Annotated in this window: 15 protein-coding genes; 7 read left to right on the forward strand and 8 right to left on the reverse strand. The window is 65.9% G+C overall.

The window, feature by feature from the left end:
* Window positions 1–79: 79 nt before the first annotated feature.
* From XI08_RS32010 to XI08_RS32025, 4 genes are read right to left on the reverse strand one after another with little or no spacing between them, the layout of a single operon-like run.
* Window positions 80–778 (reverse strand): molybdate ABC transporter substrate-binding protein, encoded by a 699-nt coding sequence (locus tag XI08_RS32010; protein ID WP_271577439.1) that lies wholly within the window; start codon window positions 776–778, stop codon window positions 80–82.
* Window positions 775–2901: a xanthine dehydrogenase family protein molybdopterin-binding subunit gene (locus tag XI08_RS32015; protein WP_271577440.1), complete on the reverse strand. Its 2127-nt coding sequence runs from the start codon at window positions 2899–2901 to the stop codon at window positions 775–777. The genes XI08_RS32010 and XI08_RS32015 overlap by 4 nt, the downstream gene beginning before the upstream one ends.
* Window positions 2898–3368 carry a (2Fe-2S)-binding protein gene (locus XI08_RS32020; protein ID WP_271577441.1) on the reverse strand — a complete coding sequence of 157 codons (471 nt, stop codon included), beginning with the start codon at window positions 3366–3368 and terminating at the stop codon, window positions 2898–2900. The genes XI08_RS32015 and XI08_RS32020 overlap by 4 nt, the downstream gene beginning before the upstream one ends.
* A 15-nt stretch (window positions 3369–3383) precedes the next feature.
* A complete protein-coding gene (locus XI08_RS32025; RefSeq protein WP_271577610.1) occupies window positions 3384–4340 on the reverse strand; it encodes a tripartite tricarboxylate transporter substrate binding protein in 957 nt (318 codons plus the stop codon).
* 251 nt (window positions 4341–4591) lie between these two features.
* Between XI08_RS32025 and XI08_RS32030 the strand changes: the two genes are divergently transcribed.
* Window positions 4592–6706 carry a molybdopterin oxidoreductase family protein gene (locus tag XI08_RS32030; RefSeq protein WP_271577442.1) on the forward strand — a complete coding sequence of 705 codons (2115 nt, stop codon included), beginning with the start codon at window positions 4592–4594 and terminating at the stop codon, window positions 6704–6706.
* Here XI08_RS32030 and XI08_RS32035 read toward each other — a convergent pair.
* Window positions 6679–8049, reverse strand: coding sequence for a caspase family protein (locus XI08_RS32035; protein ID WP_271577443.1), 1371 nt, complete (start codon window positions 8047–8049; stop codon window positions 6679–6681). The genes XI08_RS32030 and XI08_RS32035 overlap by 28 nt on opposite strands.
* A 179-nt stretch (window positions 8050–8228) precedes the next feature.
* Between XI08_RS32035 and XI08_RS32040 the strand changes: the two genes are divergently transcribed.
* Window positions 8229–9011, forward strand: a complete 783-nt coding sequence (locus XI08_RS32040; RefSeq protein WP_271577444.1) for an enoyl-CoA hydratase/isomerase family protein — start codon at window positions 8229–8231, stop codon at window positions 9009–9011.
* Between the two features lie 145 nt (window positions 9012–9156).
* Here the strand turns inward: XI08_RS32040 and XI08_RS32045 are convergent, their stop codons facing one another.
* The 3 genes from XI08_RS32045 to XI08_RS32055 form a co-directional block, all read right to left on the reverse strand.
* Window positions 9157–9585 (reverse strand): GlcG/HbpS family heme-binding protein, encoded by a 429-nt coding sequence (locus XI08_RS32045; protein WP_271577445.1) that lies wholly within the window; start codon window positions 9583–9585, stop codon window positions 9157–9159.
* Window positions 9578–12553 (reverse strand): FAD-binding and (Fe-S)-binding domain-containing protein, encoded by a 2976-nt coding sequence (locus tag XI08_RS32050; protein ID WP_271577446.1) that lies wholly within the window; start codon window positions 12551–12553, stop codon window positions 9578–9580. Before XI08_RS32050 ends, XI08_RS32045 begins: the two co-directional genes overlap by 8 nt.
* A 103-nt stretch (window positions 12554–12656) precedes the next feature.
* Window positions 12657–13394: a GntR family transcriptional regulator gene (locus XI08_RS32055; protein WP_271577447.1), complete on the reverse strand. Its 738-nt coding sequence runs from the start codon at window positions 13392–13394 to the stop codon at window positions 12657–12659.
* Between the two features lie 133 nt (window positions 13395–13527).
* Here XI08_RS32055 and XI08_RS32060 point away from each other — a divergent pair, with 133 nt between their 5' ends.
* The 5 genes from XI08_RS32060 to XI08_RS32080 all read left to right on the forward strand — a co-directional run bounded on the left by XI08_RS32060 (window position 13528) and on the right by XI08_RS32080 (window position 19359).
* Window positions 13528–14730: a pyridoxal-phosphate-dependent aminotransferase family protein gene (locus XI08_RS32060; RefSeq protein WP_442869880.1), complete on the forward strand. Its 1203-nt coding sequence runs from the start codon at window positions 13528–13530 to the stop codon at window positions 14728–14730.
* Window positions 14731–14785: 55 nt separating this feature from the next.
* Window positions 14786–16069 (forward strand): MFS transporter, encoded by a 1284-nt coding sequence (locus XI08_RS32065; RefSeq protein WP_271577449.1) that lies wholly within the window; start codon window positions 14786–14788, stop codon window positions 16067–16069.
* A gap of 117 nt (window positions 16070–16186) precedes the next feature.
* Window positions 16187–17386 carry a pyridoxal-phosphate-dependent aminotransferase family protein gene (locus XI08_RS32070; RefSeq protein ID WP_271577450.1) on the forward strand — a complete coding sequence of 400 codons (1200 nt, stop codon included), beginning with the start codon at window positions 16187–16189 and terminating at the stop codon, window positions 17384–17386.
* 41 nt (window positions 17387–17427) lie between these two features.
* Window positions 17428–18225 carry an enoyl-CoA hydratase/isomerase family protein gene (locus XI08_RS32075; RefSeq protein WP_271577451.1) on the forward strand — a complete coding sequence of 266 codons (798 nt, stop codon included), beginning with the start codon at window positions 17428–17430 and terminating at the stop codon, window positions 18223–18225.
* Between the two features lie 147 nt (window positions 18226–18372).
* Entirely contained in the window at window positions 18373–19359 is a 987-nt protein-coding gene (locus XI08_RS32080) for a Bug family tripartite tricarboxylate transporter substrate binding protein (RefSeq protein ID WP_271577452.1), read from the forward strand.
* Window positions 19360–19383 lie beyond the last annotated feature (24 nt).

Genomic DNA, 19383 nt, shown 5'->3' on the forward strand with positions numbered 1-19383 from the left:
ATGGCAGCATCCGACTACGTGCCGATCTTCTTCAAAAATCGCTTGCATCTCGCGGGGCGTCCACAGATGAGTACGCGCCCTAGCCGGCAAAACCCGCGCGCTGGCGCAGCTCCCGTCGGTCTGCGCCGGTCAGCAAAGCGATCAGCGCGGCGGCTTCTTTCGGATGTGCGGCCCGCGTGGTCACGCCGGCCGTGTACATCGTCACCAGCTCGCAACCCGGCGGCAGCGATCCCGACAACGCAATGCCGTCGGTCGCGATGATCTCGGTCGCCTGGGTGCAGCCGATCGGCCGCGTCGCGGCGGATGTGGCAAGCTCCCGCATCGCGGTCGCGCCGTTCGGGAATATCTTGAGACGCGATGCGAGCTCGTAGGCGATGCCGAGCTGATCCAGGACCTTCGCGACGTGCTGGCCCGCGGTCGAAGCCTTGGTGTCCGGAACATAGATGGCGTCTGCGGCACGCAGGACCTCGCGCAGATCGGCTTCAGTCTTCACGGCCACCTTGGGATCGCGGTTACGGACCGCAAGCGCGGTTTCAACTCTGCCGACATCTGCGATCGAGGAGGAGACGACGAGCTTCTCCTCCGCGAGCCTTGCGAGGAGTGACTGCGTCAGGATCACGAGATCGGCCGGCGTAGTCGCACGCAGCTTGTCGGCCATGATGCCGACGGCGCCGAACTCGCCGTCGATGCCGAACCCGGTCTGCGTCTTGAAGGCGTCGCCGAGGCCGCGCACCAGGCCTTGGGCCGCGCCGCCGCTCAGGATGTTCACTGTCGTCACGATGCAAGCTCCATGGCTGCGATGATCTTGTCACGCGTGATCGGCAGGTCGCGCACGCGCACGCCGAGGCAATCGTGGACCGCATTCGCGATCGCCGCCGTCACCGGGCCATGAGCGGCCTCGCCGGCGCCGACCGGCTCGATCTCCGGCCGCTGGATGATCTCGACATCCACCGCCGGCACCTCGCTGAACGTCAGGATCGGATAGTCCGTCCAGGAGGTGGAGGTAATGCGCGTCCGGTCGAAGCGGGCGCGCTCCTTCAGCACCCAGCTCGTCGCCTGGATCGCGCCGCCCTCGATCTGGTTGATGACGCCGTCAGGGTTGATGGCTTCGCCGACATCGACCGCGAGCGTCAGCCGCCTCACGCGGATGTCGTCGGAGCCTTCGATCTCCGCAATCGCAGCGCAATAGGCGCCCGTGTTCTTGTAGCGCGCAAAGCCGACGCCGTAGCCGATACCGGTCCGCTTCTCCGGCTTCCACTGCGCGCGTCGGGCCGCGGCGCGGATGACATCCTTTGCACGCTCGTCGCGCAGATGGCGCAGGCGAAACGCGACCGGATCCTCGTCGCGCAAAACGGCGATCTCGTCGAGCAGGGATTCGATGGCGAACACGTTGGCTTGCGCGCCCAGCGTCCGCAGCGCCGAGGTGCGCACCGGCATGGTCAGCAGGCGGTGGCTGGTGATCGCCCAGGCCGGAAAGTCATAGAGCGGAACCGAATTGCGGTCACCGCCGCCGCCATTGGCCGCCGGCGGATTGGTCGAGATCATGCGCGGGTAGGGATTTGCGATCTCGGTTGCCGCGAGCAGCGCCGGCTGTGCCGCGCGTCCGGGCCGCGCCGCGTGGCCGTTGCTCCAGATCGCATGGCGCCAGCCGACGATCTCGTTGTCTGCATCGAGATCGGCGGCGATCTCGATGGCCATGGCCGCACCGAACGGCGCGTGGGACATCTCGTCGTGGCGCGACCACTGCACCCGGACTGGACGGCCGCCGGCCGCTTTCGCCAGCAGCACGGCATCGAGCGCGACGTCGTCGGCTGCATTGTGCCCGTAGCAGCCGGCGCCCTCCATATGCTCGACGACGATGTTTTCTGCCGGCAGCCTGAGCACGATCGCGAGATCGGCGCGCAGCAGATAGACGCCCTGGCTGTGGGTCCAGACCTGGACACGATCGCCGTTCCACCGCGCCATCGCACAGGACGGCGCGATCGAGGCGTGCGCGATGTAGGGGCGGGTGTATTGCCGGCGCAGAGTGCGCGCGGCTTTATTCGTCGATGCCGCTGTTCTGGTGTCGATGGTGGTCGTCTCGACCGGTTGGCTCTTCAGGAAGCCCGGCAGATCGTTTTCGTCGGGCAGCGGCTCGCCGGCCGACCATGTCGCGCCTTTGCGCAGGGCATTCAGCGCGGCTTCCGCCGCCACCTCGCGGTCGGCGACCACGCCGGCGAAACCGCCGTCGCGAGCGATCGCGACAAGGCCCGGAACGGTGCGCGCGGCCGTTTCATCGAGCGCGGTCAATTTGGCACCCGAGATGTCGGGCCGCAGCACGCGGCCGTGCAACAGGCCCGGCAGCGCACGGTCGTGGAGGAAACGCGGACGTGCGAACACCTTGTCGGGAATGTCCACGCGCTTGATGGAACGCCCGGCAATGGCGCGGTTGGCGGCGGTCTTCGCCGCCGCGCCCACGCTGGCGTCGTGGTCGAGCGAGACGTCACCCGCCAGTTCCCAATAGCTGGTCCTGACATTGCCGGGACCCGAGATCGTGCCGTCATCGATATCGAGCAGCGAGGTATCGACGCCGAGGCGTTCCGACGCTGCGACGAGGAGGCGCTGGCGCACTTCGGCGCAAACGTGTCGCAGCGCGCGGCCGGATTGCTGGATCGAAAGGCTGCCCGAGGTGACGCCTTCGTTCGGGCTGGTCGCGGTCGAGGCGCGGATCATGTCGACCCTGGAGATGTCGACGTCGAGCTCGTCCGCCGCGATCTGAGCCAGCGCCGTGACGATGCCCTGACCGATCTCGACCTTGCCGGGCAAGATCTCCACGCGGCCTTCGCCGGTGAACCGCACCCAGGACGACAGCCTTGGATTGGCGACGAGGCTGACCGGCAGGCTTGGGGCAGGGGGCGTCATGTGGCGGCCATCTCCGAGGCCGCGCGCAGCACGGCGCGGACCATGCGGTTTTGCGATCCGCAACGGCACAGGTTGCGGTCGAGAGCCGTTCTGACCTCGGCCTCCGTCGGCGACGGATTGCGCTTCAGCAGCGCCGCCGCGCTGATCAGGATTCCCGCAACGCAATAGCCGCATTGCATCGCCTGTTCGGAGATGAAGGCGCGCTGCAGCGGATGCGGTTGCTCGGCCGTGCCGAGCCCTTCGATCGTGACGACGTCTTTGCCTGCGACCGACCACATCGGCATGTCGCAGGAGGCCATCGCGCGATCGCCGACCATGACATGACAGGCTCCGCACTCACCGGCGCCGCAGCCGAAATGCGGACCGGTGACGCCGAGCCGGCCGCGCAGCACCTCGAGCAGCGTCTGATCCGGATCCGCCTCCACAGCCATGGCCGCGCCGTTGAGCTGGAATTGAATGGTCGGCATGGTCGTTCTACGGCCTCAGGACTTGTCGAACTTCTTGACGACGTCGGCCCATTTCTCGATGTCGCCACGCAGGAACTTGTCGAATTCCTCCGGCGTCATCGACATGGGCATGGCACCCTGCGCGGTCCAGAGTTTCATGATGTCGGGTCGCTTCACCATTGCGTTTACGGCGGCATTGAGTTTGTCGATAACAGGCTTTGGCGTGCCTGCCGGTGCCATCAGGCCGAGCCAGATCGTCGCCTCATAGCCTGCTGCGCCGGCCTCGCCAGCGGTCGGAACGTTCGGCAGCACCGCCGAGCGCTGCTGGCCGGTGGTGGCGAGGGCGCGGACCTGGTTCTCGGCGATATTCGGCGCCATTGCCGGCACGGCGTCGATCATCATCTGCACCTGTCCACCGATCACGCCGCTGCGCGCCTCGCCGCTGTTGCGGTAGGGCACGTGGACGACGTTGATGGCCGCCATGGCTTTGAACAGCTCGCCCGCCATGTGATAGGGTGTGCCCTGGCCGGAGGAGGCGTAGTTCAGCTTGCCCGGTTGCGATTTGGCGAGCGTGATGAACTCTTGCAGCGTCTTGGCTGGGACCTGCGGGTTCACCACGATGACGAGGTCGGAATAGTTCACCGGCGCGATCGGCGCGAGGTCGCGCATCAGCTCGTATTTGCGTTGCTCCGGCGTCAGCAGCGATTCATTCGCGGTCTGGGTGTTGGACATCATCAACAGCGTGTAGCCGTCGGCCGGCGACTTCGCCGCCTCGACGGTGCCGATGACACCGCCCGCGCCGGTGCGGTTCTCGATCACGAAGGGCTGGCCAAAGTTCTCCTGGAGCGCGTTGCCGATCAGCCGGGCCGCGACGTCGGCCGGCCCACCGGCGCCGAAGGGCACGACGATCCGGACCGCGTGCGTGGGATAATCTTGCGCCAATGAGGGGGCTGCGGCGGCTACGCCGAGCAGGCCGGCGGCCAGCGCCACCATGAATCTTCGGGCCGTCACGCCCACCTCCCTGATGTCGTTCTTGTTGGAAGCACTGTAGCGGCCAGGAACGCGGACTGTCGACGCCTCACAAGGTCGATCGTGCCGGGAATATCGGGCGGTTTTCGGGGTAGCCGCGCCGCATTTCGTGCCTGCGGCAGGAACCGGCCGCGCGTGCGGTTTGAGCAAATCGCATGGGTATTGCCGGATAAATGCTCTCGGCCGGCCGGTATTTTGGTGTTACGAACTGGGACATGAACCAGCACGCCAAGATCGAAATCCGCCATTCGACCTGTCCGCATGATTGCCCCTCGGCCTGCGCCCTCGACGTCGAGGTGGTCGAAGGCCGCAGCATCGGCCGTGTCCGTGGTTCGAAGAAGCAGACCTATACGGCCGGCGTGGTCTGCGCCAAGGTCGCCCGCTACGCCGAGCGCATCCATCACCCCGAACGGCTGACGTATCCGATGCGCCGCACCGGGCCAAAGGGCTCCGGGCAGTTCGCGCGGATCTCGTGGGATGAGGCGCTGGACGAGATCGGACATCGGTTCAACGCGGCCGAGCGCGAGTTCGGCGCGGAATCGGTCTGGCCGTATTACTACGCCGGCACGATGGGCTTGGTGATGCGCGACGGCCTCAACCGTCTCACGCATGTGAAGAAATATTCCCGCTTCTATCAGACGATCTGCGCCAACGTCGCGCGGATCGGATATGCGATCGGCACCGGCAAAATCGCCGGCGTCGATCCGCGCGAGATGGCGCTCTCCGACCTCGTGGTGATCTGGGGCACCAATCCGGTCAACACCCAGGTCAACGTGATGACGCACGCCGCGCGTGCCCGCAAGGAGCGCGGCGCCAAGATCGCCGCCGTCGACATTTACGACAACGAGACCATGAAGCAGGCTGACATCAAGATCATCCTGCGCCCCGGCACCGACGGCGCCTTTGCCTGCGGTGTCATGCACGTCCTGTTCCGCGACGGCTATGCCGACCGCGCCTATATGGACAAGTACACCGATTGCCCTGCCGAGCTGGAGGCGCATCTGAAGATGCGCACGCCGGAATGGGCCTCTGCCATCTGCGGCGTGCCGGTGTCCGAGATCGAGGCGTTTGCCAAGCTGGTCGGCGAGACCCAGCGGACCTTCCTCCGCCTCGGCTACGGCTTCACCCGCTCGCGCAACGGCGCGACGCAGATGCATGCGGCGCTGTGCATTCCCGCGGTGACCGGCGCCTGGCAGTATGAAGGCGGCGGCGCCTTCTTCAATAATTACGCGCTGTGGCACTTCAACGAATCCATCATCGAGGGCCACGACGCGATCGACCGGACCACGCGGGCGCTCGACCAGTCGAAGATCGGCCGCATCCTCACCGGCGATGCCGAGGCTCTGCTCGGCAAGGGGCCGGTCAAGGCGATGCTGATCCAGAACACCAATCCGATGACGGTGGCGCCGGAGCAGGCGCTGGTAGCCCAGGGTTTTGCGCGCGAGGATCTGTTCGTCGCGGTGCACGAGCAGTTCATGACCGAGACGGCACAGATGGCCGACATCGTGCTGCCGGCGACCATGTTCATGGAGCACGACGACCTCTATTACGGCGGCGGCCATCAGCACATCTCGGTTGGACCCAAGCTGATCGATCCGCCCGGCGAATGCCGCTCCAACCACCAGCTGTTGCAGGCGCTGGCGCCGCGGCTTGGCGCCAGGCATCAGGGCTTCGAGATGACGTCGCGCGAACTGATCGACGCGACGCTGAAGCTCAGCAACCACGGCGACATCGCCAGCCTCGAAGCCGACATCTGGCGTGACCTGCAACCGGACTTCCGCACCGCGCATTTCCTCGACGGCTTTGCCCATGCCGACGGGAAATTCCATTTCAGGGCGGACTGGGCCCATCCGCCGTTCGGCCAGACGATGGGCGATGTCGACCAGATGCCGTCACTGCCCGACCATTGGGCGGTGATCGAGCACGCGGACCAGGCCCATCCGTTCCGGCTTGCGACCAGTCCCTCGCGCAGCTTCCTCAACACCACCTTCAACGAGACGCCGTCCTCGCAGGCGCGCGAAGGCAAGGCGAGCGTGATGATCCACCCGCTGGACGCGGCCTCCCTCGACATCGCCGACGGCGACGCCGTGACGCTCGGCAACACCCGCGGCGAGACCACGCTGATTGCGACGCTGTTCGACGGCGTGCGGCGCGGCGTCCTGATCGCGGAGTCCGTTCATCCGAACAAGAATCATGTCGGCGGCCGCGGCATCAACATGCTGACGGGCGCCGAAGCGGTGGCGCCGATCGGCGGCGCCGCATTCCACGACAACAAGGTCTGGATCAAAAAGGCGACCGCTGCTCAAGGCACGCACTCGGTCACACCGTAGCCCGCAAACTCCTTTGCGATGTTCGGATCCATGGATTTCGCCAGCGCGATGTTGCTGGCGCCGTCGCCGCCGCTCCTGCGGGTGGCGATGCCGCGGCCGAACAGCGAGGACGAGGAGCGCGGATTGCGCTGGATCGCGTCGGTGTAGTCCTTGATCGCCTCGGTGGTCCGGCCGAGCTTGAGGTTGACGAGCCCGCGGCTGTCGAACGCATCGCTCAAGCCGGGATCGAGCTGAAGCGCCAGATTGCAGTCGGCGAGCGCGCCTTGCAGGTCGCCGGTCGCAGCCCGCGTCCAGCAGCGATTGTTCAGCGCTTGCGCATCCCTGGGGTCACGGCGGATCACCGCGTCAAAATCCTGCATGGCGAGCGTGTGGGCGCGCTTGATCGCGTAGACCTGGCCGCGCTTGTAGCGCGAGACGGCATCGTTGGCGTTGGCTGCGATCTTGCGGCTGAGATCGGCGATAACAGGGTCTCTTGCGAGGTCGTCCGCACTCGGCGTGGGCTCTGCTTGCGGCACCTCGCAGACCGGCTTCTGCGGCGCCGGCTTTGTCGGAGCCGGGTCGGCGGTCGCGTTGTCCGGTGGTCGGGCCACGAGGCCCGCAAACGAGAATTCCGTCGTCAGCGAGGACGACAGCCACGGCACCTGCTCCCGGTTGGTGGCGGCGACCACGCCGTTCTTGGTGTTGGTCAACGCTTGTTCGGCGCTGATGCTCGGCGCGCGCATCTCGCGCAGCAACTCGGCGACGAACAGGCTGTGATCGGTCTTGCCGGTCGGCGCGACTGCGCCGAGCGCGCTCGAATAGAGCACCAGCGAATTGCTCGGCGCGATCGCCGGCGCAAGGCCGGCCGAGTAGCGGCGGAAGCGCCGCTCGAAAGGGTTACGGCGGGAGGCGTCGATCAGGGCGATCTTGATCGCGGCGCCACGCGTGTTCATCTCGGCGAGAATAGCGTCGAGGCTGAAGCCGTCGCGCGACACGTCGGGCTCGACCCAGATCTGCGCATCGACGGGAAGCAGGTAGGTTTGCCGGTTGGACTGGATACCAAAGCCATCGAAGAAGATCAACGCGACCGCGCCGCGTTCGATGCGGGCATAGAAGCGATCGAGCGCCTGCCGCATGGCGTCGCCCGTGAGGTTGGTCTGCCGGTCGACCACGAAGCCGTCGCGCTTCAACTCATCGGCGACGGCTTGCGCGTCGTTGGCGGCGTCGTTGAGCACGAATTCGTTGTCGGGATATTTCGCGTTGCCGATCACCAGTGCGAGTTTCGCCGCATCGGCCGCGCGGCTTGTGGTGCCGGCGCACACCGCGATGAGGCCTGCCAGCAGCAATGCAATGGTGGTGCGCATGAAATGGCTCATCGGTCATCAAAATCTCTGGTCAGGATAGAGGTCGTGGCCTGTAATTCAATCGCGAAGCGGAGTTGCGCCCACACGCTATGGTGACACGGCGTTGCAGAATGCCCTTGCGCCCGCCGCCCGACCTGCCGCAAATGGCAGCAAAACCGGAGCAAGGAAGCGAGCGTGCCATGACCGACACCACAGCCGTCATCACCGAGAAGCGCGGGCAGGCGTTCTGGATCACCATCAACCGGCCGGAGAAACGCAACGCGCTGAACGGCGACGTCATCGCCGGCATCACCAAAGGCTATCGAGACGCGCATGACGACAAGGACATCCGCGTCATCGTCCTGACGGGCGCGGGCGACAAGGCGTTCTGCGCGGGCGCCGATCTGCAGAACTCCGGCGCGGCTTTCGCGATGGATCATTCCAAACCAAATGTCGACTATGCCGATCTGTTACGTTTGTCACAGAACGCCACCAAACCGGCGATCGCGCGCGTCGGGGGCGTCTGCATGGCCGGCGGCATGGGCCTGTTGTGCATGACCGACATGGCGGTTGCGGCCGATCACGTCATCTTCGGCCTGCCCGAGGTGAAGGTCGGCGTGTTCCCGATGCAGGTCCTGAGCCTGTTGCAGCGCATCGCCCCGCCGCGCCTCGTCAACGAATGGGCGCTGACCGGCGAGCCGTTCGACGCGAAGGCGGCGCAGGCAGCGGGCCTGCTCAACTACGTCGTGCCGACGGCCGAGCTGGACGCCAAGGTCGACTGGCTGATCGGCCGCATCGTCGACAAGTCCCCGACCGCGATCCGCCGCGGCAAATACGCCATGCGCGCCATCGCCTCGATGTCGTTCGACGAGAGCATCGCCTACACCGAAAGCCAGATCGCGCTGCTGGCGATGACGGAGGATGCGAAAGAGGGCCTGAAGGCGTTCAGCGAGAAGCGAAAGCCGGTCTGGACGGGGCGGTGAGCTAGTCGATCCGTCATCCTGAGTTCGTAGGGTGGGTTAGCGAAGCGTAACCCACCGCTGTATTCGCGGGAGCGAAAGAGGTGGGTTACGCCAGCGGACTGCGCTTCGCGCAGCCGCAAGGCTAACCCACCCTACGGGACAAGCCTTACCCCGCGTTGGCCTTCAGCCCCGCTGCCTGGATGCCCGCCACTGCGCTGGCCTCGTCATTGTCGGAGGTGTCACCGGACACGCCGACGGCGCCGAGCAGGGTCGTGCCGTCCATGATCAGCACGCCGCCGGGGACCGGCACCAGCGCGCCCTTGGCAATCGTGTTCACGGCGTCGATGAAAAAGGCCTGCTCCTGGGCACGCTGGTACAGCGCGCGCGACCCCATGCCCATGGCGAGCGCGCCATAGGCCTTGCCGTGCGCGATTTCGGCGCGCATCAGGCTGGTGCCGTCCTGGGCGGCTGCGATCTTGAGCACGCCGCGCGCGTCCAGGATGGTGACGACGAGCGGCTTGAGCTTGAGTTCGGTGGCCTTCGCGAAGGCGGCGTCGAGGATCTTGCGGGCGGTGTCGAGCGAGAGGTCAGCCATGGCTGGGTTCCTTTGCAGCTGGAGAAGTGGAATTGGTCTTGGCGCGATCGAGGCTCATGGCCAGCACGCGCGCGACGTGAAGCGCTTCGCGCTTCGCGCCGTCGTGGATCTGGTGGCGACAGGAGGTGCCGTCGGCGACGACCAGCGTCGCCTCGTCTGCGCGCCGCACGGCGGGCAGCAGCGACAGCTCGGCCATCTCGATCGAGGCGTCATAGGTCTCGGTGCCATAGCCGAAGGCGCCGGCCATGCCGCAGCAGCTGGACTCGATGGTCTCGACCTCAAGGCCGGGAACGAGCCGCAGCACCTGCTCGACCGGCTTGAAGGCGCCGAAGGATTTTTGGTGGCAATGGCCGTGCACCACGGCCTTGTCGGCGACGGTGCCGAGCGGCAGTTGCAGCCGGCCGGCCTGGGCCTCGCGCACCAGGAATTCCTCGAAGGTCAGCGCGTGGGCACTGATGGCCTTGGCGTCATCGTCCTTGCGCAGCGAGGAGAGCTCGTCGCGCAGCGACAGCAGGCAGCTTGGCTCGAGGCCGACGATCGGCACGCCGCGCGCAGCGAAGGGCACGAAGGCGGCCACCAGCCGGTCCAGCTCTGTCTTGGCCTCGTCGACGAGGCCCGCGGAGAGGAAGGTGCGGCCGCAGCACAGCGGGCGGCTGCCGCTCGCGGGCTTGGGCAGGTGCACGCGATAACCGCCGGCCGCGAGCACGCGCAGCGCGGCGTCGAGGTTTTCGCGCTCATAGATGCGGTTGAACGTGTCGGCGAACAGCACGACCTCGCGGCCTTCTTCCGGACCGACGCTGCTCGTCGGCGGCGCAAACACGTCGCTGCGGAAGGCGGGTAGCGCCCGGCGCGCACTGATGCCGGCAAAGCGCTCGAACAGCTTTCGCAGCAGCGGGCTGTGATTGCGCAAATTCGCGAGCGGCGCGAAGCGCGAGGCAAGGCCGGCGTAGCGCGGGAGATAGCCGACCAGGCGGTCGCGCAGCGTCAGGCCGTGGGTGGCGGCGCGTGCGGCGAGCACCTCGATCTTCATCTTGGCCATGTCGACACCAACAGGGCATTCGTGGCGGCAGGCCTTGCAGGAGACGCAGAGCTTGAGCGTCTCCATCATCTCGTCGGAGGCGAGCGCATCGGGGCCGAGCTGGCCGGAGATCGCGAGCCGCAGGGTGTTGGCGCGGCCGCGGGTGACATCCTTCTCGTTGCGCGTCGCGCGGTAGGATGGGCACATCACGCCGCCCTCGAGCTTGCGGCAGGCGCCGTTGTTGTTGCACATCTCGACCGCGCCCTGGAAACCGCCGCCGGCGCCGGGATAAGCGGACCAGTCGAGCTTCGTCTTCAGCTCCGTGACGCGATAGTCCGGCCGGTAGCGGAACAGCGAGCGGTCGTCCATCCTGGGCGCATCGACGATCTTGCCGGGATTGAGGACGCCGTCGGGATCGAAGCGCTGCTTGACCTCCCTGAAGTCGGCAACGAGGCGTTCGCCGAACATCGTTTGGTGGAATTCCGAGCGCACCAGGCCGTCGCCGTGCTCGCCGGAATGCGAGCCCTTGTACTCGCGCACCATGGCGAAGGCTTCCTCGGCGATGGCGCGCATCGCCTTGACGTCCTTCTCCAGCTTCAAGTTCAGCACCGGGCGCACATGCAGGCAGCCCTCGGAGGCGTGCGCATACATCGTGCCGCTGGTGCCGTGCCTGGCAAAAACCTCGTTCAGCCGCGCGGTGTAGTCGGCCAGATGCGGCAGCGGCACGGCGCAGTCCTCGACGAAGGAGACCGGCTTGCCCTCCTGCTTCATCGACATCATGACGTTGAGGCCCGCGGCGCGGAAATCGGCGATGCCGCTCTGGAGCGCGGGCTCTGATATCTCGACCACGCCGCCCCATTTGCGCTTGTCGTTGTTCCAGCCGAAGCCGAGATCGCCCATCAGCTCGGTGAGCTGCTTCAGGCGCAGGAGATTGTCGGCCTGGTCCTCTTCGGCGAATTCGACCACCAGCACGGCATCCGGATCGCCCTTGATCGCGGCCGAGATGATCGGCTTGAACATCGCGATGTCGCGGCCGAGCGCGATCATGGTGCGGTCGACCAGCTCGACCGCGATCGGCTTGAGCTTGACGAGATGCTGGGCCGCATCCATGGCCTCGTAGAAACTGCCGAAATGGCAGACGCCGAGCGCCTTGTTGCGGATGACGGGCCAGAGCTTCAGCTCGACCTTGGTGGTGAAGGCGAGGGTGCCTTCGGAGCCGACCAGCAGATGCGCCATGTTGTTCGGCGCGTTGCGCGGCACCAGCGCATCGAGATTGTAGCCGCCGACGCGGCGCTGCACCTTTGGGAAGCGTGCCACGATTTCGTCGGCCTCGCGGGTGCCGAGATCGAGCATGTCGCGAAACAGCGCCCGGGCATTGTCGCCCGCGTCAATATCGGAGAGATCGCGCGACACCTCGCCGAAGCGGCTCAGCGTGCCGTCCGCAAGGGCAGCCTCCATCGACAGCGTGTTGTCGCGCATGGTGCCGTAGCGCAAGCTGCGGCCGCCGCAGGAATTGTTGCCGGCCATGCCGCCGATGGTGGCGCGCGAGGCGGTGGAGACGTCGACGGGAAACCACAGGCCATGCTTCTTGAGCTGGCGGTTGAGGTCGTCGAGCACGATGCCGGGCTCGACCACGCAGGTGCGGTTCGCGATGTCGAGCGACAGGATGCGGTTGAGGTGCTTCGAGAGGTCGACGACGAGGCCGTCATTGACGGTCTGGCCGCATTGCGAGGTGCCGCCGCCGCGCGGGGTGACCTTGCGGCCCTCGTCACGGGCGATCGCCAGGGCCTTCAGGGCCTCGTCCATGGTCTTGGGCACGACCACGCCCGCCGGCACGATCTGGTAGAACGAGGCGTCGGTGGCGTAGCGGCCGCGGCTGAAGGGGTCGAACAGGACGTCGCCGGTCATTTCCGACCGCAGGCGCCGTTCGAGCGAGGAGGCGTTTGTCATCCCTGATCCCTGACTGACCCAGCGAGGCTCAGCCTTGCTGATTTATTCATTATTGTTAATGACCGATTATATTATGAATTCAAAATGAGCAAGCCAGCCGCCGTCAGGGCAAGGCCGGCGAGTCCTCTTGGGGCTCGGTCAGGTGCTCGATCGCGGCCGCCCGCTTGTTGCGCAGGTGCTGGAACAGGATGTCGCTGAGCTCGCTGCCGGCGCGGCGGCGTAGCGCATCGAGGATGGCCTCGTGCTCGCGCATCGCTTCCGCCCAGCGCTGCCGCTTGCGGGCGAAATTGGCCGAGTAACGGACGCGGCGGATGCGGCCGGCGAAGTTGGCGTAGGCCGTCTTCAGCGTCTCGTTGCGCGCGGCCGCGACGATGCTCTCGTGGATGCGCTGGTTGGTCTGGAAATAGCCGTGCATGTCGCGGTGCAGATAGTGGCCGTACATCTCGTAATGCAGCTGCTCGATCGCGGTGATTTCCTCGTCGGTAATGGCCTCGCAGGCGAGGCGCCCGGCAAGGCTTTCCAGGCCCGCCATCACGTCGAACAGCTCCTCGAGGTCGCGCTGGCTGAGCTGGCGCACCCGCGCGCCGCGGTTCGGCAGCAGCTCGATCAGGCCTTCGGCGGCGAGTACTTTGAGCGCCTCGCGCAAGGGCGTGCGGGAGATGCCGAGCATCTCGCAGAGCTGGCGCTCGGGAACGCGCGCGCCGTCGGGAATGTTGCCTTCGACCACGTAGTCGCGCAGCCGCAGCAGGATCTCGCCGTGGAGCGAGGCCTCCTGGCGGTCACCGCCGTTTCCGGCGGGCGGGGCGATTGGAACCCCGATGTCGGGAATCGTGGATTTCATTTGCAGCACAATAGTTTGCCCGCTTGGTCGCGTCGACGTCCACAATCGAATACCAAATTTCGATTGAAAGGACAAAAAATGAATGCAAAATAGTCGGCAACGCCGGCCAGAACCCGCCGACAGGGAGGTTTTCATGCATCAGGGACGCCATTTTCTTCAGATTCCGGGCCCGAGCCCGGTCCCCGAGCGCGTCCTGCGCGCCATGGACATGCCGGTCATCGACCACCGGAGCGCCGAATTCGGCGAGCTCGGCCGGACCGTGCTCGAAGGCAGCCAGAAGATTTTCCAGACCGCGGGGCCGGTGGTGATCTTTCCCTCGTCCGGGACCGGCGCCTGGGAGGCCGCGATCGTCAACACGCTGTCGCCGGGCGACAGGGTGCTGATGATCGAGACCGGCCATTTCGCCACCCTGTGGCGCCAGATGGCGGGCCGCTTCGGCATCGAGGTCGATTTCGTTCCCGGCGACTGGCGCCGCGGCGCCGATCCCGCCGTGATCGAGGCGAAGCTCACCGAGGACAAGGCACGCGCGATCAAGGCCGTCATGGTCGTGCACAACGAGACCTCGACCGGCGCGACCAGCCGCATCGCCGAGATCCGCGCCGCGATCGACCGCACCTCGCATCCCGCGCTGCTGATGGTGGACACCATCTCCTCGCTCGGCTCGGTCGACTATCGCCACGACGAATGGAAGGTCGACGTCAGCGTGAGCTGCTCGCAGAAGGGCTTCATGCTGCCGCCCGGCCTCGGCTTAAATGCGATCTCGGAGAAGGCCCGCGCTGCGTCCAAGACCAACAAGATGCCGCGCTCCTATTTCGACTGGGAGGAGATGCTGAAGCCGAACGCGAAAGGCTTCTTCCCCTACACGCCGGCGACCAATCTGCTCTACGGCCTGCGCGAGGCGATCGCGATGCTGCTCGAAGAGGGCCTCGACAACGTCTTCGCCAGGCATCAGCGGTTAGCCGCCGCAACCCGCGCCGCCGTCAATCATTGGGGCCTCGAAGTGCTGTGCCAGGAGCCGGCCGAGTTCTCGCCGGTGCTCACGGCGGTGCTGATGCCGCCGGGACATGACGCCGATCAGTTCCGCCAAATCGTGCTTGAAAACTACAACATGTCGCTCGGCTCGGGCCTGTCGAAGGTCGCCGGAAAGGTCTTCCGTATCGGCCATCTCGGCGAATGCAACGCGCTGACGCTGCTCGGCGCGCTCACCGGCGTTGAGATGGGCCTGTCGGTTGCGGGCGTGCCGCATCGCTCCGGCGGCGTCGATATCGCGATGAAGCTCTTGGAGCAGCGCCCGCAGGGCAATGCGTCGCCGCATCTGAAAGTGGTCGGTACGTAAGTCGCGCGGGACATTCGAGCGGCAATCATAACAACAGCAAGTCGGGAGGGGTGAGATGGGAGTTCGGTTCAAGGCCACGCATGTCGTGCTGGCGATGCTCTGCGCGATGTATTTCATCACCTATGTCGACCGGGTGAACATCGGCACGGCGGCGAGCGAGATCCAGAAGGAGCTGGGCCTGTCGAACACCCAGCTCGGCCTCGTCTTCTCGGCCTTCGCCTATCCTTATTTGCTGTTCCAGGTGATCGGCGGCTGGGTCGGCGATCGTTTCGGGCCGCGCAAGACGCTGTTCTGGTGCGGCATGATCTGGGCGGTCGCCACCATCATGACCGGCTTCGTCAACGGTCTGGCCGCGCTGTTCGTCGCGCGCTTCGCGCTCGGCTTCGGCGAGGGCGCGACCTTCCCGACCGCAACGCGCGCAATGCAATATTGGACGCCGGCGAACCGCCGCGGCTTTGCGCAGGGCCTGACCCATTCCTTCGCCCGGCTCGGCAATGCCGTCACGCCGCCCGTGGTGGCGCTGCTGATCCTCTGGCTGACCTGGCGCGGCGCCTTCGTGGTGCTCGGCTTCGTCAGCCTCATCTGGGGCGTGATCTGGGTCTGGTACTTCCGCAACGAGCCGAAGGAGCATGCCTCCATCACCGAAGCCGAGCTTGCGGCGTTGCCGCCGCGCCCGACCGGCGAGCGGCCGCGCGTGCCGTGGGGGCCGTTGCTCGGCCGGATGTGGCCGGTGACGCTGACCTATTTCTGCTACGGCTGGTGCCTGTGGCTCTATCTCAACTGGCTGCCGCTGTTCTTCAAGAACAACTACGGTCTCGACATCAGGAACTCGGCGCTGTTCGCCTCCGGCGTGTTCTTCGCCGGCGTGGTCGGCGACAGCGTCGGCGGCGTGCTGTCGGACAAGATTCTCGACCGCACCGGCAATGTCCGCCTGGCGCGGCTCAGCGTCACCGTTGCGGGATTTACGGGCGCGCTGATCTCGCTGTTTCCGATCCTGTTCGTCCACGACATCACCATCGTCGCGCTGTGCCTGTCGGCCGGATTCTTCTGCGCCGAGCTCGTGATCGGCCCGATGTGGTCGATCCCGATGGACATCGCCCCGAAATATTCCGGGACGGCCTCGGGAATCATGAACACCGGCTCGGCCTTCGCGGCCATCGTCTCCCCGCTGGTCGCGGGTTTCGTGATCGACGCGACCGGCAACTGGTACCTGCCGTTCCTGATGTCGATGGGGCTGCTGCTGCTCGGCGGCGTTTCGGCCTTCCTGATGCATCCGGAACGCCCGTTCGCGGAGGCCGAGGGCAGGTTGCCGTCCGGAAAGGTGGTGCCCGCGGAGTAAGGGGCGGCGGAGGCCCGCCGCCTACGCATGGGAGGAGCCTTAAGGAGAGGGGACAAGCCGGTCAAATGGTGCTATTCGGCGGCCATCAAAATCAAGGCAAGACCGGGAAGGACGCCGATGACCGTGCATACTGGAAGGCATTTCCTACAGATTCCAGGACCGACCAACGTGCCCGACCGCGTGCTGCGGGCGATGGACATGCCGACGCTGGACCATCGCGGTCCGGAGTTCGCCGAGCTCGGCTTCGCCGTGCTTGCCGCGATGCAGCGCGTGTTCCGCACCAAGCAGCCCGTGATCATCTTCCCCTCGTCCGGCACCGGCGCCTGGGAAGCGGCGATGGTCAACGTGTTTTCGCCCGGCGACAAGGTCCTGATGTGCGAGACCGGCCAGTTCGCCGTGCTGTGGCGCGGCATCGCCGACAAGTTCAAGCTCGACGTCGACTTCATCCCGAGCGACTGGCGCCATGGCGCCGATCTCGCCGAGATCGAGAAGCGGCTCGCGGCCGACAAGCAGCACACGATCAAGGCGGTCTGCGTCGTGCACAACGAGACCTCGACCGGCTGCGTGACGCCGCCGCTGGAGGTGCGCAAGCTGCTCGACCGCGTCAAGCATCCGGCGCTGCTGATGGTCGACACCATCTCCGGCCTCGGCTCGATGGAGTACGAGCACGACGCCTGGGGCATCGACGTCTCGGTCGCGGGCTCCCAGAAGGGCCTGATGCTGCCGCCCGGCCTCGGCTTCAACGCCGTCTCGGAGAAGGCGATCGCGGTCGCCAAGGCCAACCCCGGCATGCGCTCCTACTGGGACTGGCAGGAGGTCATCAGCTTCAACAAGCTCGGCACCTTCCCCTATACGCCCGCGACCAATCTGCTCTACGGCCTGCGCGAAGCGGTCAAGATGCTGGAAGAGGAGGGGCTGGAGAACGTCTGGACCCGCCACAAGCGCCACAGCGCGGCGACGCGCGCCGCGGTCAAGGTCTGGGGCCTGGAGGCGCAGTGCGCCGATCCCGCGGCGCATTCGCCTGCGCTGACCGGCGTGCGCGTGCCGGATGGACACGACGCCGACGCCTTCCGCAAGGTGGTGCTGGAAAACTTCGACATGTCGCTCGGCACCGGCCTGAACAAGGTCAAGGGCAAGGTGTTCCGCATCGGCCATATCGGTCATTTCAACGACCTGATGCTGATGGGCACGCTCGCCGGCGTCGAGATGGGCCTCGATCTTGCAAAGATTCCGCACCGGAGCGGCGGCGTATTGGCGGCCATGGACGTCCTGAAGGGACGCGACGCGGTGCCGATGGCCAAAGCCCAAGTCGCTTAAAGGCGCAGGTGGCCTGAACCAACCTTGAAAGTGAGCGCGCGATGAACGCACCGACGACTGCCAACGAAGACCTGCTCTACTCCGTCCAGGACGGCATCGCGCGGATCACCTTCAACCGCCCGCAGGCGCGCAACGCAATGACCTTCGCCATGTATGACCGCATGGCGGAGATCTGCACCGAGATCAACACCGACCGTTCGATCAAGGCGCTGATCCTGACCGGCGCCGGCGACAAGGCGTTCGCCTCCGGCACCGATATCTCGCAATTCCGCGCCTTCAAGACCGCGCAGGACGCGCTCGATTACGAGGCCCGCATCGACCGCGTGCTCGGCACGCTCGAGCAGTGCCGTGTGCCCGTGATCGCGGCGATCGCGGGGGCCTGCACCGGCGGCGGCGCCGGCATTGCCGCCTGCTGCGACCTCCGCATCGGGACCGAGACGACGCGCATCGGCTTTCCGATCGCGCGCACGCTCGGCAACTGCCTGTCGATGTCCAACATCAGCCGCGTCGTTTCGCTGGTGGGGCCTGCCCGCACCAAGGATCTGATCTTCAAGGCGCGCCTGGTCGAGGCGCCGGAAGCGCTCGCCCTCGGCTTGCTCAACGAGGTCGTACCCGACGTCGAGACGCTTCAGCGTCGCGCCGACGAGACCGCAAAGCTCGTCGCGAGCCATGCCCCGCTCACGCTCGAAGCAACCAAGGAAGCGGTCCGCCGCATCCGCCGCACGCTGTCGCGCGAAGAGGGCGAGGACCTGATCCTCAAGGCCTATATGAGCGAAGATTTCCGCGAGGGCATGGACGCCTTCCTCAACAAGCGCACGCCCGTCTGGAAGGGCAAGTAGCGAGCGCGCCGTCGAGCGCTTTTGCGTCAGCCGAAAGTCATATGCGGCGACACGACCGTTTGCTTGAACTCGTCAGCAATAGTCCGCACAATGCAGCGATAACCTTCCCGGCATCACAAAGCCAATAAGAATCAGGGGACGAAACTCGTGCGAATTTCAGTGAAAGCCGTCGGCGCCGCGACCGCGCTGTTGTTGGGCACGCCGGCTTTTGCCGGCTGGGAACCGACCAAGCCGGTCGAGATCGTGGTGGCGGCCGGTGCGGGCGGTGCTTCCGATCAGATGGCGCGAATGATGCAGGCCGCGATCCAGAAGAACAATCTGATGAAGCAGCCGATGGTCGTCTCGCTCAAGGGCGGCGCCTCGGGCGCGGAAGCGCTGATGTACATGAAGTCCAGCGAGGGCGACCCGAACAAGGTGCTGATCGCCTATTCCCTGATCTACATGCTGCCGCTGTCGGCGAAGATTCCGTTCAACTGGCGTGAGCTGACTCCGGTTTCGGTGATTGCGCTCGACCAGTTCGTGCTGTGGGACAACAGCGCCGGTCCGAAGACGGTGAAGGAATTCGTCGCGGCCGCGAAGGCGGCGAGCTCGCCGTTCAAGATGGGCGGCACCGGCTCCAAGCGCGAGGATCACGTGCTGACCGTGTTCCTGGAGCAGAAGACCGGCGCGAAATTCTCCTATCTGCCCTACAAGTCCGGCGGCGAGGCCGCGACCCAGCTCGTCGGCAATCACACCGAAGCCAACGTCAACAACCCCAGCGAAAACCTCGAAGTCTGGCGCGCCGGCCAGGTGCGTCCGCTCTGCGTGTTCGACAAGGAGCGCATCTCCTACACCAGCAAGGTGACGGACACGCAGTCCTGGGCCGACATCCCGACCTGCAAGGAGGAGGGCGTCGACGTGCAGTATCTGATGCTGCGCGCGATGTTCCTGCCCGGCAAAGTGACTGCCGAGCAGCAGGCGTTCTATGTCGAGCTGTTCCACAAGGTGACGCAGACCGCCGAGTACAAGGACTACATGGAGAAGCAGGCGTTGAAGCCGATCTTCCTCACCGGCAAGCACATGGTGCAATTCCTCGAGGAGGACGATGCCACCAACAAGGCGCTGATGACGGAAGCCGGATTCGTCGCGAAGTGACCCCGCCTCCACGTCATGCCCCGC

It is taken from the genome of Bradyrhizobium sp. CCBAU 11361, assembly GCF_028128935.1.
GTDB lineage: Bacteria > Pseudomonadota > Alphaproteobacteria > Rhizobiales > Xanthobacteraceae > Bradyrhizobium > Bradyrhizobium niftali.